13 protein-coding genes are annotated in these 15739 nt (G+C 49.1%); 6 read left to right on the forward strand and 7 right to left on the reverse strand.

Going from position 1 to position 15739, the window contains the following annotated elements; genetic code table 11:
• Positions 1 to 11: 11 nt before the first annotated feature.
• Both leuE and ACO0LH_RS15340 read right to left on the reverse strand, forming a co-directional pair.
• Complete coding sequence (gene leuE / locus ACO0LH_RS15335) at positions 12 to 668, reverse strand: leucine efflux protein LeuE (protein WP_422941985.1); 657 nt, start codon at positions 666 to 668, stop codon at positions 12 to 14.
• A gap of 61 nt (positions 669 to 729) precedes the next feature.
• Entirely contained in the window at positions 730 to 1821 is a 1092-nt protein-coding gene (locus tag ACO0LH_RS15340; RefSeq protein ID WP_422941986.1) for a GGDEF domain-containing protein, read from the reverse strand.
• Between the two features lie 361 nt (positions 1822 to 2182).
• On the opposite strand from ACO0LH_RS15340, the gene cysS reads away from it, so the two are divergent.
• Together cysS and ACO0LH_RS15350 are read left to right on the forward strand one after the other, a co-directional pair.
• The gene (cysS, locus tag ACO0LH_RS15345; RefSeq protein ID WP_422941987.1) at positions 2183 to 3556 is read left to right on the forward strand and encodes a cysteine--tRNA ligase; all 1374 of its coding nucleotides are present in this window, start codon (positions 2183 to 2185) and stop codon (positions 3554 to 3556) included.
• Between the two features lie 98 nt (positions 3557 to 3654).
• Positions 3655 to 4284 (forward strand): hypothetical protein, encoded by a 630-nt coding sequence (locus ACO0LH_RS15350; RefSeq protein WP_422941988.1) that lies wholly within the window; start codon positions 3655 to 3657, stop codon positions 4282 to 4284.
• A 23-nt stretch (positions 4285 to 4307) separates the two neighbouring features.
• On the opposite strand, the gene ACO0LH_RS15355 is transcribed toward ACO0LH_RS15350, so the two are convergent.
• Together ACO0LH_RS15355 and ACO0LH_RS15360 are read right to left on the reverse strand one after the other, a co-directional pair.
• Positions 4308 to 6482, reverse strand: a complete 2175-nt coding sequence (locus tag ACO0LH_RS15355; RefSeq protein ID WP_422941989.1) for a TonB-dependent receptor plug domain-containing protein — start codon at positions 6480 to 6482, stop codon at positions 4308 to 4310.
• A gap of 267 nt (positions 6483 to 6749) precedes the next feature.
• Positions 6750 to 7511: a transporter substrate-binding domain-containing protein gene (locus tag ACO0LH_RS15360; RefSeq protein WP_422941990.1), complete on the reverse strand. Its 762-nt coding sequence runs from the start codon at positions 7509 to 7511 to the stop codon at positions 6750 to 6752.
• 327 nt (positions 7512 to 7838) lie between these two features.
• Here ACO0LH_RS15360 and htpG point away from each other — a divergent pair, with 327 nt between their 5' ends.
• Positions 7839 to 9746, forward strand: a complete 1908-nt coding sequence (htpG, locus tag ACO0LH_RS15365) for a molecular chaperone HtpG (protein ID WP_422941991.1) — start codon at positions 7839 to 7841, stop codon at positions 9744 to 9746.
• 68 nt (positions 9747 to 9814) lie between these two features.
• Here the strand turns inward: htpG and ACO0LH_RS15370 are convergent, their stop codons facing one another.
• Both ACO0LH_RS15370 and ACO0LH_RS15375 read right to left on the reverse strand, forming a co-directional pair.
• On the reverse strand, positions 9815 to 10321 hold the full coding sequence (locus ACO0LH_RS15370; RefSeq protein ID WP_422941992.1) for a DUF3016 domain-containing protein: 507 nt from the start codon (positions 10319 to 10321) through the stop codon (positions 9815 to 9817).
• A gap of 227 nt (positions 10322 to 10548) precedes the next feature.
• The gene (locus ACO0LH_RS15375) at positions 10549 to 11001 is read right to left on the reverse strand and encodes a glycine zipper domain-containing protein (RefSeq protein ID WP_422941993.1); all 453 of its coding nucleotides are present in this window, start codon (positions 10999 to 11001) and stop codon (positions 10549 to 10551) included.
• A 238-nt stretch (positions 11002 to 11239) separates the two neighbouring features.
• On the opposite strand from ACO0LH_RS15375, the gene ACO0LH_RS15380 reads away from it, so the two are divergent.
• Positions 11240 to 11725 carry a DNA-deoxyinosine glycosylase gene (locus ACO0LH_RS15380; protein ID WP_422942250.1) on the forward strand — a complete coding sequence of 162 codons (486 nt, stop codon included), beginning with the start codon at positions 11240 to 11242 and terminating at the stop codon, positions 11723 to 11725.
• Between the two features lie 69 nt (positions 11726 to 11794).
• Here the strand turns inward: ACO0LH_RS15380 and ACO0LH_RS15385 are convergent, their stop codons facing one another.
• Positions 11795 to 12742 (reverse strand): hypothetical protein, encoded by a 948-nt coding sequence (locus ACO0LH_RS15385; protein ID WP_422941994.1) that lies wholly within the window; start codon positions 12740 to 12742, stop codon positions 11795 to 11797.
• 232 nt (positions 12743 to 12974) lie between these two features.
• Between ACO0LH_RS15385 and ACO0LH_RS15390 the strand changes: the two genes are divergently transcribed.
• Both ACO0LH_RS15390 and ACO0LH_RS15395 read left to right on the forward strand, forming a co-directional pair.
• Positions 12975 to 13793, forward strand: a complete 819-nt coding sequence (locus ACO0LH_RS15390) for a spermidine synthase (protein ID WP_422941995.1) — start codon at positions 12975 to 12977, stop codon at positions 13791 to 13793.
• A 20-nt stretch (positions 13794 to 13813) separates the two neighbouring features.
• A complete protein-coding gene (locus ACO0LH_RS15395; protein WP_422941996.1) occupies positions 13814 to 15595 on the forward strand; it encodes a GspE/PulE family protein in 1782 nt (593 codons plus the stop codon).
• The last annotated feature ends 144 nt before the right edge of the window (positions 15596 to 15739 follow it).

A 15739-nucleotide genomic window follows, 5' to 3' on the forward strand; every position in this document is an offset into this window, starting at 1 on the left:
ATTCATCAATCTCAATGCAGGCTGGCATTCGCCAGCTTGACGCCAAACCAGACAAACAGACTGCCAACGCCACTCGACAGGCTGGCAGACAGACGGCGACGCTGGCTAAAGCCTTTTGCAAGACGGGCACCAAGAAAAATCAGTATGGACAGGTACAGTGAACTGAATACCATCACTACCGAACTCAAAATCAGGAAAGGGATGGCTGGCGTCGCATAATTCGGGTCTATGAATTGTACGAAGAACGATAATAAAAACAGGATCGCTTTGGGGTTCAGCAGGCTGATGACCAAAGCACGCCTGAACGGGTTTTGCATATTGATCGCCGCAGACTCGGTGTCGATCACAGTTGTTGTCTTGTTGCGCAATTTCTGTACCGCAGCCCAGATCAGCGTCAGACCCAGCCACCCCAGATAAGCCGCCCCGGCATATTTGACCACCATGAACAGGGCCGGATAAGCACGCAGCAAGCTTGCTGCACCCAGGGCTGTGAACATCAGCAAAATACTGTCACCGACAAAAATCCCCAGTGCGCCTTTATAGCCTTCACGCACGCCGCGTGCTGTTGCCACTGCCAGTACATAGATGGAATTTGGCCCGGGCAGCAAAACAATACCAAGGGCACCGAGGACATATGTCCATAAATCTGTCACACCATAAAAATTCATTTTTCCCTGCTCCTTTAGCCAAGCATTACTTGGCTTCACCACAAACCGGAAGAAACCGTTTTTAAACTGATACAGCTTCAAGGTTACCAGTTTGTTCGCGTTCCTGCTTGCCGCTGGGCTGGCTTTCACCTGCGCGCTGCAACAGGCTGGAGGCAGTATCACCTTCACGCAAGGTTGCGGTACGCACTGTTGCGTTGACCTTCATCTCGCGGCCTGATACAGAAATCGGCATGGCAATCACGGTAGCGCGTGTGCGGTCAGCAATTCTGCGCGCATCCTGGGCCGATGCTTCTGGCAATAACACACAGAATTCTTCACCGCTAAAGCGGGCAATGCAGTCATAGGAGCGCATGACGCGTTTGACACGCCGGCTGACTTCGACCAGGATCACGTCGCCCACCTGCGGGCCATGCAGATCATTGATGTGCTTGAAATCTTCCAGATCCAGCACCAGCATTGACAACTGCTTTCCCAGCCGTAAATGACGCTGTAACTCGGCATCCGATATGCGCATGAATTCACGCCAGTTGGCTACGCCTGTTACCGGGTCACAATTGGCCTGTCTTTCCAGCTCCTGTTCTGCGCTCAATAACTTTTTTCTGTATCTGTGCACATAGGCAGCAATTGCATGGCCGGTAATAGCGATGGCAGGCAAGATCAGCACCACGCTTGCGGCTTGAGAAAAAGTCGATGACTGCTTATATAAAACCAGAAAACACGAAGCGGCAACAAATACAAACAAGGGAATGCGCAAGGCTTGCAATGCCAGTGGCAAGGAAATAAAGGCCATCAACACCAGCCAGGCATCGACCATGTAATGGCCGAAATAATCTGTCGGCAAACAGGTATTGCTGATGAACTGGGTCAGTAATACCAGCACGATCCAGCGCAGGGCGTAACTATCGAGCAAAGGCACATTCTCTATCGTGCCATATTGCCTGATCAGCCATAAGGAATAGACAAAAACGGGCACGCGCATGATAACCAGTGCTGCCAGTGTCAGATCAAAATCATGAAACAGCACATCCACCAGCATCAGTGGTATAAAAGCCCACAACATGATGCGCACCACCTTGCGCACCTGCGCCCTGTCCTGTTTGATATATTGGGAACGGTAATTCTCTTCGCTGACGTCTTTATAATTCGTTTGCATTCTTACACCGTTTATTTTGCATCTGCTGACTGGCTGCATAAGCAATCATCATCACTTATACCGGTCTGGTCAATTTGATCAGTTTTGGCCATCTGTGCATATCTATGCTACATTCTTGTCCTGAACACCCAGACACCTCAGACTTGATTATATGCCCCACGTGAACAAGCAATATGTTAAAGATTGCATAGACGACACGCCTGCACCAGGCATGTCTGCGCACGTCCATATCCATATTTTCAACTCAACCTGTTGCTGTTGTTGAGTCTGCACATTTAAGCGCAGGCAGGCTATTGCCCTGCCATAACGCGCCAGCCAATTTAGCTTTTACCGAATTTTCACTTCATATTTTTTGACCAAGATGGACATACTTCTCTACGATAACTGGGAACGCCGCCTGCGCCCTTTCACCCCGCTGAATCAGGAATGGGTGGGCCTGTATTGCTGCGGCCCTACCGTGTATGACTATGCCCATATCGGCAACCTGCGCACCTATATGTTCGAAGACATCTTGCGCCGCACACTGGAATGGAATGGCTATACCGTGCGTCATGTCATCAATATTACGGATGTCGGCCATCTGGTATCTGACGGCGACGATGGTGAAGACAAGATGGAAAAAGGCAGCCGCAAGGCTGGTGAATCGGCCTGGCAGATTGCTGACCGCTTCACGGCTGCATTTAAGGCTGATTTGCAAAGCCTGCACGTGCTGGAACCGGCAATCTGGTGCAAGGCAACGGACCATATTGCCGAACAAATCGATTTTATCGCCATCATAGAAAAAAATGGCTATACCTATCGTACCAGCGATGGCATTTATTTTGACACCAGCAAGCAGGATGATTACGGTTATCTGGCACGCATCAAGCGCAATGCCATCAAGGCTGGCAGCCGTGTTGAGTTAGGTGAAAAAAAACACGCGACCGATTTCGCGTTGTGGAAATTCAGCCCACCGGATGAACAGCGGCAGATGGAATGGGATAGCCCGTGGGGCCGCGGCTTCCCTGGCTGGCATATAGAATGCTCGGCCATGTCGGCAAAATACCTGACGCCATGGTTTGATATTCATTGCGGCGGTGAAGACCATATAGCCATCCACCATAGCAATGAAATTGCGCAAAACCAGGCATGCCACGGCACCCATCTGGCGAATTACTGGATGCATGGCTATTTCCTGCAAATTGACTCTGGCAAAATGTCCAAATCCAGTGGTGAATTTTTGCGCCTGCAAACCTTGCTGGATCAACATATTGACCCGCTGGCTTATCGCTACCTGTGCCTGACTGCGCATTACCGCAGCCAGATGCAGTTCAGCTTTGAAGCCTTGCTGTCAGCTCAGACTGCCCTGCATCGCCTGCGTGAAACTTATTTCTCGTGGCCACAAGGCGGCGCCGTCAGCGCTGATTACATTGAAAAATTCACTGTCTTCGTCAATGAAGATTTGAATGTGCCGCGCGCGCTGGCACTGGTCTGGGAAATGCTGAAGGCAGATTTGACCGACGCCGACAAGAAGGCAACGCTGACAGAATTTGACCGTGTTTTTGGCCTGGGCCTGGCGCAGTGGCAACCCACTGTGCTGGCGATACCGGCAGAAGTACAGAACCTGGCAGAACAACGGCAGGCTGCACGCAAGTCAAAAAACTGGGCAGAAGCTGACCGCCTGCGCGGTGAACTGCATGCGCTGGGTTACGAAGTCGAAGACAAGGCTGAAGGCATGCAGATCAAGGCACTCTAAGCCAAAGCATGCTTGCCAGAGCAGTAATATGAACCAGGGTGGGAGACATAATATGTCACCCACCCTTTTTAACACCAACATCTGAACCGGGATTTGAAATGCCTGAAAAAACCAGACCGCATGCCAATACCACGCGCATTTTTGCCAGCATATGCCTGAGCCTGCCTTTACTTTGTCAGGCAACTGACTATATCGAAGGCAAAGATATACCGGCTGATCTACGTCCCTTCATACTGCCCGGCACAAAGTTGCTGGCCTTTGTCGCAGCAGACTTGAACGGTGACGACAAACCCGATTATGTCTACATCCTAGAAAAGCAACCCAGGCATGCGGGTGACGAACCTATTGATACAGCCCAGCGCCCGCTGAGCATTGCCATCCGACAGGCAGATGGCAAGCTCAAACTGGTCAAGACCAACGAGAAAATTGTTTTTTGTTCGACTTGCGGCGGTGTATTTGGCGACCCTTTTGCCGATCTGACGGCAGAAAAGAAAAGCTTTGCCGTTTCTCACTATGGCGGCAGTGGCTGGCGCTGGTCCAACACTTTCCAATTCAACTACTCAAAGAAAGACGATACCTGGCAACTGGTGATGGTATCGGAATCGTCTTTCCATGCGTCGGAACCGGACAAAGGAACAGAAAAAATCTACAAGCCGCCCAGGCATTTTGGCAAAATCGACATTGCCGATTTTGATCCCGAAAAATTCAAGGGTGTAGGTGCAAAATAACAAGTTGACGGACAGGCAGAAATTTACAGATTTTTTTCAAACACGAGACGGATCGTGGTGTTTCCCGGTGTAGTGACCAGTCGTCGTGTTTTGCCAGTGGCATCACTAAACAAGGAAGCCTGTAAATTATCCTGATGCAGCAGATTATTGATAGTCAGGCGAATCTGCGCTTTCTGTTCCAGCTTCCATAACGCATACAAATCGACGTTACGGCTGACACCGCTGTAAGTGCGCAAGCCTGGTGTCACCTGTACTACCCCGCCATTCTGAAAATTCATATTGAAGCCAACAGTCTGCTTGTCTGTCATCTTGTAGTCAGCACCGAGATTCGCCGTCAATGGCACCTGGTCTGTTAATCGATTGTCTGGCCCCGGTACTGAATTCAGTCTTGACCAGTTGCGGGCGGCATTCATGCGTACATCGACAGCAGGCGCATGAGGGAACAAACTGCTCAGTGCGAATTTACTGTCAAATTCAATGCCAACTACATTGGCTGTGCCGTCGTTATAAGGAGAAGAAATCCATACCCCGTTTTGCTGGTACAGGTTTTGTACTGTCACATCCTGTACACGTTTTGCATACACCGAAAGACTGACCATGCTTTCTTTCGAAAAATAAGTTTCATACGCGACGTCAAGACTCCAGGCAAGTTCTGGCAACAGATGCGGGTTACCCTGAAAATCTGGATTATTCGGTCCGTTATCATTATTGGCCGTGTAACGGCGCGGTACCAGGTTACGTGTTGTGGGTGCCTTGTACGTGCGTGACAGCGCAAAGCGCAATTGATCTTTTTCACTATCAGGCAACTTCCATAAAAATTGCATGACCGGACTCCACACACTGGACCGCGTCTGAACTGCGGTCATCAACCGCCCTTCAGTTTCAGTATTCAGGCCTTCCCAGCGCAACCCCAGATAGGCTTGCAAGCGCGAAGTCATATCCCATTCATCCTGGGCAAACAGCGCCAGGCGACGCACATGGGCCTGATAATCTTCATCAAGTTCGTCGATCAGACTGGCGTAGGGCTGCCTGTCGTATTGCACGCGTGCTTCGCTACGCTGTATCAAGGCAGCATCCCAACCCAGGGCCAGGCTGTGCTCATCAAATATCCGGCTTAAGTATTTGCCGCTGCTGGTAAAGCTGCTGTCGATAGCATTCGAAACCACATGACGCACAAACGGTGAATCAACATTCAAACCAAACCCGTTGAAAACATAGTCGGTATTGCGTTTATTGTATTGCAGGCCAAGCTTCAGATTCAGTTTGGCATCGGCATTGAGCCTGTGCGCCCAGTTCACATCACTGCGCAGCATGACGGTATGGGATAGAGCCAGATAATTATTCGCGGGATACTGCGTACTCTGTCCTGATAGTGTCGTTTCATGGTCACCGCCCCAGTTATCGTTATGGTAGTAATCAATAAAGCTTTGCCATGATATCGTGTCGCCATTTTCCAGGCTCCAGTTCAGGCGAGGTGTTGCACTGATGCGCTTGAAGTCGGCGATATTACGCTGGTGCAGCAGGCGGTCTGCGATCAATTTTCCATTGGCGTCATACACGCGTTCATTGACCAGCGGATCCGTCTCATAGCCTGTACGCGACAGGTTAGCGGTGAGCGCATCGGAAAATCCGTCAGTCTTGTCTGCTACTTCCAGACCCAGCGCCGGGTTCCAGTTATGCTGGTCATGGGCAAGAGAAAATTTAAATTCTTTTTTTGCCCTGCTCACATTTTTTTTCAGAATGATATTAATGGTGCCGGCTATTGCCTGGGCACTGAATTCTGCAGTCGTCGTGCGCAAAATTTCCACGCGTTCTATCAGGTCCGGCGATATCGAGTCTATCGAAAACCCTGGCGCAACGGCGTCACCATTCACCAGTATCTGTGTATAACCCGCGCCCAAACCGCGCAGGCGCAACTCATTAACAACCACTGAAATACCAGGCTGGCGTCTTAATACACTCGATAATTCATTGTCGCCAAAGCGCTGCAATTCATCGCTAGTGATGACAATTTTTGCTGCCGTTTCATTACGGCGCTGAGCATTAGCCCGGGGGCCTGCAACTTCGACCGTCTGCAAGGGTTCTGCCGCTTTAGCTGGAGCATCAGCCGCTAGTGCAAGCGAATCAGGGAAGCCAGCCGAGGTAAAAAACAGGAGGAAAACTGGTGAAAATTTTCTTTTCAAGACAAGCATAGACATGGAAACGCATTCTGAATGGAAAGGTGATTGACGGTGTTTTGCGGTACAGGCTGAATTCAGTGAAAATTAACTGCATCGGGTGATGCTGTATCACTGGAATGAGTATGTCTGGGAGGGAGTGAAAACCGAAGTGACTTGTGACAAAAACCCGAAAACAAGTGACTATTGAAGGAGCAGAAAAACAGGCTCAAGCACGATGTGCCCTATCAGGACCTTCACATCTCTCTGATACCTGAATGATCACTGTGAGAATAAGAGATGATGAATCTACTTCACCTGTGTCAATCCAGGTTTTGGCACTTTCATAAATTCATCAAGTATGCGGGAAATGCTGCCATCGCTCTTCATTGCAAGAAAAGTAGTCGTCAATACTTTTGAAGTCTGGCTGGCGGTAAAATCAGGGCGAACCCGCATGACGTGAGCACCATAAGCAATAATGATACTGGGACCAAGCAAATGACTGAATGCATTTTTTTCTGCTGCAGCAAAAATCCCCGGCTGGCTGCCGACGATACCGGAAATACGTCCAATTTCCAACATGCGCAAACCGTTTTCCAGCGTGCTGATTTCCACCTTTTTGACACGCTCATCCTGGCCAAAACCACCATAGCTTAATCTGCGCATGACCCCTATGCCCTTGTCTAACGACAGCGAAATCAAATCTTCATAGGTTTTCAACACGGCACCACGTTGGGCGACAGCGACTATCGGATACTGGGTAACTTCAAATAAAACACTGCCGTCCTTGTCTGTGAAATTATCAGTCTGGGAAATACTGTAAGCCTCTTTATCTGAGGGAAACATGGTGACATGCCGGGCACTGGGCACAATAATCAATTCAATCGGCACACCTGAACGTTTGACCAGTTCATTGACGATACGCACATTGATTCCATCGTAATTCCCCTTGCCATCCTTGCTGAAAGCAAAGGGGGCAACTTCAGTCAGATACAGGTTGACTGCCCACGCACAGGATAGCTGGCTGCAAAACAAGCAAAAAATCAAGAAATGCCGAGCTTTAAACAACATCTCTATCACTCCATTTTATGCAGGAAATTACAAAACAGCATTGGTTTGCGCTAATTCAGAAAATTGTCTGAATTATTTCCGACATAAATAAGTATTGTTCATATCTCAACAAAATGACACTATTATTTTGTAATACGTCGTAAGAAAGGAAAATTTCTGTAAAGAAATAATTTACTCATTCATAGATGAAGAATCAATAATTTGCCTTGAAATCTACAAAATCAGCCTCATTTCTGTGCTTGCTACAGCAATGTTGTTCGTTTTTATTAAAAGTTCACAAAACGACATACAAACTGATCACCATTATTGAAATCTTTGAGGGAAACCATGTCAGAAAAACAAACCCTGGGCTTTCAGGCCGAAGTCAAACAACTCTTGCAGTTAATGATCCATTCCTTGTACTCCAACAAGGAAATCTTTTTGCGCGAGCTGATCTCGAATGCGTCTGATGCATCCGACAAATTGCGTTTTGAAGGCATCAATGACGCCAGCCTGTTTGAACACGACCCTGATCTGCAAATCCAGGTCAGTTTCGACAAAGCGGCACGCACAATTACTATCGCAGATAATGGCATAGGCATGAGCAAGGCCGACACGATTGAGCATCTGGGCACAATCGCAAAATCCGGCACCAAGGAGTTCTTCGGCAAACTGTCGGGCGATCAACAAAAAGACGCGGCCATGATAGGTCAGTTTGGTGTTGGTTTTTATTCTGGTTTTATTGTGGCTGACCGCATCACCGTAGAAACCCGTCGTGCCGGTCTGCCAGCAGACCAGGCTGTACGCTGGGAATCCGAAGGTGCTGGCGACTTCAGCGTCGAAGATATAGTGAAAGAAGGTCGCGGCACCAGCATCACCTTGCACCTGCGTGAAGGTGAAGATGAGTTCCTGTCAGCCTGGAAGCTCAAGTCTGTCATCCGCACTTACTCCGACCATATCTCTCTGCCTATCAAGATGCAGAAGGAAGAATGGGATGAAGAAAAAAAAGAACAGGTCTTGAAAGATGAGCTGGAAACCATCAACCAGGCAAGTGCCTTGTGGGCACGCAGCAAGTCTGAGATCACGCCTGAGCAATATGATGAGTTCTACAAGCATGTCTCGCATGATTACACAGCCCCGCTGACGCATACGCATAACCGTGTGGAAGGTCGCAGCGAATATACGCAATTGCTGTACATCCCGGCACGTGCGCCATTTGATATGTGGGACCGCAACAAGCGTGGTGGCATCAAACTGTATGTCAAACGCGTTTTCATCATGGATGATGCAGAGCAGTTGATGCCGGTCTACCTGCGCTTCGTCAAGGGTGTGATTGATTCCAATGACCTGCCCCTGAACGTATCACGTGAGATTTTGCAGGAAAGCCGCGATATCAAGGCGATCCGCGAAGGTTCAACCAAACGTGTATTGGGTATGCTGGAAGACCTGGCAGACGCCGAGGGTGACGATGCACAGGAGAAGAAAGACAAGTACGCGATATTCTGGAAAGAATTTGGTCAGGTGTTGAAAGAAGGCGTAGGTGAAGACAATGCCAACAAGGATCGTATCGCCAAGTTATTGCGCTTCGCTTCCACCCATAATGACAGCGATGTGCAGAATGTCTCACTGGCAGATTATCTGAGCCGCGCCAAAGAAGGCCAGGACAAGATTTACTATGTCACGGCTGAGAGTTATGCAACAGCAAAGAATAGCCCGCACCTGGAGATTTTCCGTAAAAAGGGTGTGGAAGTACTGTTGCTGACTGACCGTGTTGACGAATGGATGTTGTCCTTCCTCAGTGAATTCGAAGGCAAGGAACTGGCTTCCGTTGCCAAGGGTGGGCTGGATCTGGGCCAACTCGAAGACGAAGCCGAGAAGAAACAGCATGAAGAAACAGAAACCGAGTTCAAGGATCTGGTCGAGAAAATGAAAACCGCGTTGGCTGACAAGGCCAAGGACGTGCGCGTGACTTTCCGCCTGACCGACTCACCAGCCTGCCTGGTCGCTGACGAACATGATTTGTCAGGCAATCTTGCACGCATGTTGAAGGCAGCGGGCCAGGCTGCGCCAGAATCCAAACCGATTCTGGAAGTGAACCCGGATCACCCGCTGGTGCAGAAACTGAAATACGAAGAAGCCAAATTCAGTGACTGGTCACATTTGCTGTTCGACCAGGCTCTGCTGGCAGAAGGCGGTACCTTGAGCGATCCTAGCAGTTTCGTTAAACGCCTTAATGAAATGCTGTTGAGTAAATAAGCGTCTGTATGTGAAAAATGCCTCTGCATACCAAGTATGCAGAGGCATTTTTTATTCCCTCAATACCATTATCTGGAAGGAAATATTTTTTCCTTCTGCTGGGTATGAAACCAGTCTCTCAGCATCTGTTCTTCATACTGAAAGCTGTTATGGCCACTCGGTATGTTTGTCCGCATGAGAAATGCCATGTCCTTGATATCTTCCTTGCCTGAGGCAACGCTGTTACCCTGCGCATCTTTCAGCTCAAAATTAAATGACATGCGTGGCCAGTACAATTCCTTGATGACGCGGATTTCATTATAGGACGCATGAAAAAAGGGCCTGACATCGCCTGCCAGGTCGACATCAGTGACGGTCACATCCCACTGGTAACCGTCTGGCAGTTTTTTTGCCAGCTCGGCAAACATCTGATCAAATTCCTTGATCAACCTGCTTTGAAAATCGGAGGCTCTTTCATTAGAAGGCCGAATATCGGTAAATTTCTCTGGTTCCTGCCATGACACCCTGACTTCACCAGCTGAAACCTGCCCGGAAAGCGCTGCCAGAAAAAACAAGGCAATACACATTTTTTTCATTTTTTTCTCCTTGCGAAACCATTCAAAACTTATCATAACAGCTATGCGTCAGCCTTACTGCATGCCTCAAATTCTTCCCTGAATTTATTTGAAAAACAGGATGAATACCTGTCTCCAGCATAGACGATGAAAACAAAAACGACCAGACTAGCCGGTCGCTTTTTGGTATCAGGTTTGTTACAAGATTTTTCAGACTATGTCTGTCATGAAAGACCAGCGTCCCAGTATCAATGCGTAACCCGGGTGGTTCTGCCATTTGACAATAAACGCACTCTTTCACCGACGCGAAACGCTTCATCGGCATCCTGGGTGATGGCTCTGAGTTCGCCATTATCAAGCTGCACGGTAATTTCTATGCCGGGTACGTGCGTCATGTCTTTTTCCATGCTACTGCCTATCATGCCACCGGCGATGGCACCCACTATGCCTGCGGCCAGCGAGCCATTCCCTTTACCGATGGCAGAACCTGCAGCAATACCACCCAGCGCCGCGCCAGCAGCAGTGCCAACACCACTCTGACCTTTGTTGATGCTTACTTCTCTTATCGATTCAACATAGCCCATGCGCACGGTTTGCTCATTTTGCGTCTGACGTGCATTATAGACACTGCCAGAATTGCCCGGATTGACTGCACAAGCGCTCAGGCAGGTAATCGCGGCTAAAATAATGATGCGTTTCAAGATAAACTCCTTCATCCAGCGTCTGGATATCTGGTTAGCGCCGCCTGAATGGCGGTATGCGTGCAACTGTGTGCGGTTAACGCACAGGCAAAGATTTGGTTGACGAAACGCATTGCAAACACGGCCGTCTGCAAAAAAACAAGCTGGCTTGTTACACTTGCAGCACCATCCATTGCGAGAAATGGCGAGAGCCTGAATGAAAGATAAAACACCACCTGTCGCCTCAGACACAGCTGCCTTGTTGCAAGGGTTTCCCCCTGTCGTGAATGAAAAAACACATACCTTGATACTGGGCAGCTTTCCAGGTGAGACTTCTTTACATGCCTACCAGTATTATGCCTACAAGCAAAATCAATTCTGGCGCCTGATGTCAGCCTCACTGGAGCTTGATTTGATTAATCTGGAGTATGAACAGCGGCTGAACAGCTTGCTCGCGCACGGCATAGGTTTATGGGATGTATTTCATTCCTGCATCCGTTCCGGCAGCCTGGATTCGGCTATAAGACAAGGCAAACTCAACGACTTCACCAGCCTGCAAGCCAACCATCCTCAATTGAAAAAGCTGTATTTTAACGGCCAGACCGCAGGGAAAATGCAAGCCTACTTTCAAGAACGGGGTTATCTGACGGCGATATTGCCTTCTTCTTCGCCAGCCTATGCCATGCGAAGTTTTGATGAAAAATTAAAAGACTGGCAGAAAGCCTTGCGGGCTGACATCAGGTGATGAGCACAATCAACATAGCGCATCCCATTCGTAACAAGATGTAAGCGCCATACACTTTGCCCCTTGATTTTATTTTCCCTCCTTTTTCGCGCTGCTGGCAGCGCCTGTTTTGTGGAACACTGTCTCACCTGCGTTGTTGACAAGCTCGTCAGAAACTATGCTGGCACTTTTAAGGCCTGGATCGCGACTGAGTTTATATCCGTTCGCGGTACGCACAAAATACTTATCACCAGTCTTCTCCACCTTACTGGAATCAGGTTGATCGCTGGTTTTTTCATTACTGGTAGTGGTCAACTGCAGGACAAAGTATGCATCTGCCGGATTTTGCTGCAAAAAACTGAGTTTCGCTACCCGTTCCCAACATGCCTGCAAGCCACTTTCTTCCTGTTCTTTCTGGTCCTCACTGCACGTGCCACTATTACTTTCCCCCATATCCAACTCCAGCACTTTGGCAGGTTTGGGATCGCTTAAAGAAATCACGAAAGCATAGTCATTGGTATAGCCCTGATGGATATCGCCACCCTTGAACAGCAAGCCATATCTGTCCTGCCCCAGACGAATCAGTTTTCCGCCAGGTGCGTTGCCATGCGCCCCAGCTTCGGTAACTTCTTTCTTACCTTTCTCAAATACCCATTGCTGACCATTGAAGGCAAATACATACACTGAAATTACCGCTGCCGTAGCATGACTTTCTTCGACGACACCTTCAAACATCTGCTGACGTTGCAGCGCGAGCACAGCCATTTTTCTACCTGCTTCGGTATAGGTAGCCGTAAATAGTGCAGTGGCCATGGTATCTGCTTGCGCCACATCCCAGTTCTGGGTAGTTTGTTCTGGCAGTAATACCCCCTTATGCTGATCGTTATAGGTGCCAAATATCGCCAACATGGCAGTATCTGCATTAAAAACTTCGGGTTTGGCATTGTCAACAGCCTTGTGCTTGAATAAGAAGTAGCCTGCGCCCCCTAGAAAAATCAAAGCGATGGTCAGCAAGATGACTGTTTTTTTGTATTTCATCAATACGCGTAAAAGTGAATGATAGTAGTCAGGCAAGTGCTGCGGATTTTACTCCAGGCCTTGTTTGAAATGTCGACCATGCCATTACAGAAAACAGCAATTCGTTCACGCCAGGATCGCCGTTATCGTAAAAATGGGGCTTTTTTGAGAATTTCTTATCAAAACTTATTCCTTCATACATGAATCATGTAAATTTGCTTTCCACGGGCTTGATGGAGGTTAAAATAAGCGCATGCTAATTAAACGTAAATCTATTGAAGCCGAGGCCAATTACCGCTCCGGCCCCAAGGCTGCGGTAACGCAAAAAGCCCGCCGTAAACCCAAGTTTGCCCCTGTCACCCTGTCAGAGCTGGATGGTGTGCGCTTTTTACATTTTGGTACTGAATGGGTACAAGGTGCAATGCGCCTGCGCAAACCTGATGCGATTGAACTGGAATATGCACAGCAGATGATGAGCTGGATGCTGTTCATTCAAGAACCCCAACATCTGGTGCAACTGGGTCTGGGCACAGGAGCCCTGACCAAGTTTTGTTACCGTCAGTTCGAAGCCGCCCAGGTAACCGCAGTAGAACTGAACCCTTCCGTCATCGCCATTTGTGAAAGCATGTTCAAATTGCCGCAGAATGATGAGCGCCTCAATGTACTGGAAATGGATGCCATGGATTTCGTCAACGACGAAAATAATCATGGCCATTTCGATGCGATGCAGGTGGATTTGTATGACGCCACTGCGCGCGGTCCGGTACTGGATAGCGCCGAATTTTATCAAGCCTGTGCAAATTGTCTCAACGATGAGGGTATTTTGACAGTCAACCTGTTTGGCGACCATCCAAGTTATGCGCGCAACCTGAAGGCATTGCGCTTTGCTTTTGATGAAGTATTGTGCCTGCCCGAAGTACATGATGGCAATGTCGTCGCGATTGCCTTCAAGCAGAAAAAGAAACTGGACTTTACCGCCCTGTATGAGCGTGCCAACGATATCAAGGCCAGTACCAGATTGCCTGCGAAATCCTGGGTAAACGGCCTGAAAGCGGCCTGTGATCCAAACTGATTTTTTGAATAGCCAAAAAAATGAATAAACCCGCGCACCGCAGCTTAAATTTACAGCAAATTTATACCTGGTTAATGGCAGACGGCATCATCCCGAAAGAAGAAGCCAAAACCCAGTTTCACGCCAGCCAGGGGATATTGAAAAACGGCCCGGCGTCCATGCATCCGCTGACGGCAGTGGCACAGACCAAGCTGCACTCAGCGGTCGCACCCCACATTCTTTTGACGCTGGACTGGCTCACAGAATGGGCTGCAGGCAAGGTTGACCTGCCGTTCTACCGCATCGACCCGCTGAAGATCGATTTTACCCATGTGTCTGACGTGATGTCGTCGTCGTATGCCACACGGTTTAACATCTTGCCGGTAGAGTCCACGCCCGGCATGGTCGTCATTGCCACGACTGACCCCTACAATCTGGAATGGCAGCAGGAAATACTGAAGTTCACCCGCAAGGAAATTCGCCTGGTACTGGCGAACCCGCTGGAAATTTCACAATACATCGTACAATTTTTCTCGCTGGCGAAATCCATCAAGGATGCCCGCAAGGCGAATAAAAATGATGCCGCACTGCGTCAGAACTTTGAGCAGCTGGTGGAGCTTGGCAAGGCCAACAAGCAGGTTGATGCCAATGACCAGCACATCGTCAATATCGTTGACTGGCTGTGGCAGTTCGCCTTCGACCAGCGCGCATCGGATATCCATCTCGAACCAAAACGTGATATTTCCGTTATCCGTTTCCGTATCGATGGCGTTTTGCATCAGGTTTATCAGGTGCCAGCGACGGTCATGATGGCCATGATCGCCCGTATCAAGCTGCTGGGGCGTATGGACGTCATTGAAAAACGCAGGCCACAGGATGGTCGTATCAAAACCAGGACCAGTGAAGGCCAGGAAGTGGAGTTGCGTCTGTCAACCCTGCCCACCGTCTTTGGTGAAAAAATGGTCATGCGTATTTTTGACCCGGAAGTCGTGGTCAAGACCTTGCCTGAACTGGGCTTCCCCATCAATGATGCAAAGCGCTGGGATCACCTGACTGGCAAGCCGCACGGCATTATCTTGGTAACCGGGCCAACCGGTTCAGGTAAAACCACCACGCTCTACACCACCCTGAAAGCGCTGGCAACACCAGACGTAAACGTCTGTACCGTTGAAGACCCTATCGAGATGGTGGAAGGTTCTTTCAACCAGATGCAGGTTCAGGCATCCATCGATCTTGGCTTTGCGGACGGTATCCGCGCACTGATGCGGCAAGATCCTGACATCATCATGGTCGGTGAGATCCGTGACTTGCCTACCGCAGAAATGGCCATCCAGGCAGCACTGACAGGCCATCTGGTCTTGTCCACCCTGCATACCAATGATGCGCCCTCTGCCATCATGCGTTTGCTGGAACTGGGCGTACCTTACTATCTGCTGGAAGCCACCATCATCGGCATCCTGGCGCAAAGGCTGGTACGTACTCTGTGCATACACTGTAAATCCGCCGATGGTGAAATGCAGGATGCCGTCTGGGAGACCCTGACCGAAAACTGGGGCATACCGAAGCCGCAAACTGTCTATCGCCCTGTCGGTTGCCCGGAATGTCGTCAGACCGGCTTCCTTGGTCGTACCGGCCTGTATGAATTACTGACAGTAACCATCCCTTTCAGCAAGCTGATCACCGAAGAATCGGATATTCATGCCCTGCGTGCGCAAAGTATCAAGGATGACATGAAGCCCTTGCGCATTGCCGGTGCTTATAAGATCATCGAAGGCATGACCACAGCAGATGAAGTATTGAAGGTGACTTCTTCCCTGATTTAGAAGCCATTTCGTTTTTGCAGCAATTACTTTTCGCATTTTGGTAACGCGTTTTAGCAATTTATTGATGCCTGGTGCTTACATCAGTGCATAAATTAAGGGCCGGCAGAAATGCAATCAGCACAGGCAGGCAATATACGACAGCTT

Source organism: Undibacterium sp. TJN19 (assembly GCF_049339485.1).
GTDB lineage: Bacteria > Pseudomonadota > Gammaproteobacteria > Burkholderiales > Burkholderiaceae_D > Undibacterium.

Coding starts and splice junctions, on each gene's coding strand:
- leuE (WP_422941985.1), bottom strand. CDS start 668: ATGAATTTTTATGGTGTGACAGATTTATGGACATATGTCCTCGGTGCC.
- ACO0LH_RS15340 (WP_422941986.1), bottom strand. CDS start 1,821: ATGCAAACGAATTATAAAGACGTCAGCGAAGAGAATTACCGTTCCCAA.
- cysS (WP_422941987.1), top strand. CDS start 2,183: ATGGACATACTTCTCTACGATAACTGGGAACGCCGCCTGCGCCCTTTC.
- ACO0LH_RS15350 (WP_422941988.1), top strand. CDS start 3,655: ATGCCTGAAAAAACCAGACCGCATGCCAATACCACGCGCATTTTTGCC.
- ACO0LH_RS15355 (WP_422941989.1), bottom strand. CDS start 6,482: ATGTCTATGCTTGTCTTGAAAAGAAAATTTTCACCAGTTTTCCTCCTG.
- ACO0LH_RS15360 (WP_422941990.1), bottom strand. CDS start 7,511: ATGTTGTTTAAAGCTCGGCATTTCTTGATTTTTTGCTTGTTTTGCAGC.
- htpG (WP_422941991.1), top strand. CDS start 7,839: ATGTCAGAAAAACAAACCCTGGGCTTTCAGGCCGAAGTCAAACAACTC.
- ACO0LH_RS15370 (WP_422941992.1), bottom strand. CDS start 10,321: ATGAAAAAAATGTGTATTGCCTTGTTTTTTCTGGCAGCGCTTTCCGGG.
- ACO0LH_RS15385 (WP_422941994.1), bottom strand. CDS start 12,742: ATGAAATACAAAAAAACAGTCATCTTGCTGACCATCGCTTTGATTTTT.
- ACO0LH_RS15390 (WP_422941995.1), top strand. CDS start 12,975: ATGCTAATTAAACGTAAATCTATTGAAGCCGAGGCCAATTACCGCTCC.
- ACO0LH_RS15395 (WP_422941996.1), top strand. CDS start 13,814: ATGAATAAACCCGCGCACCGCAGCTTAAATTTACAGCAAATTTATACC.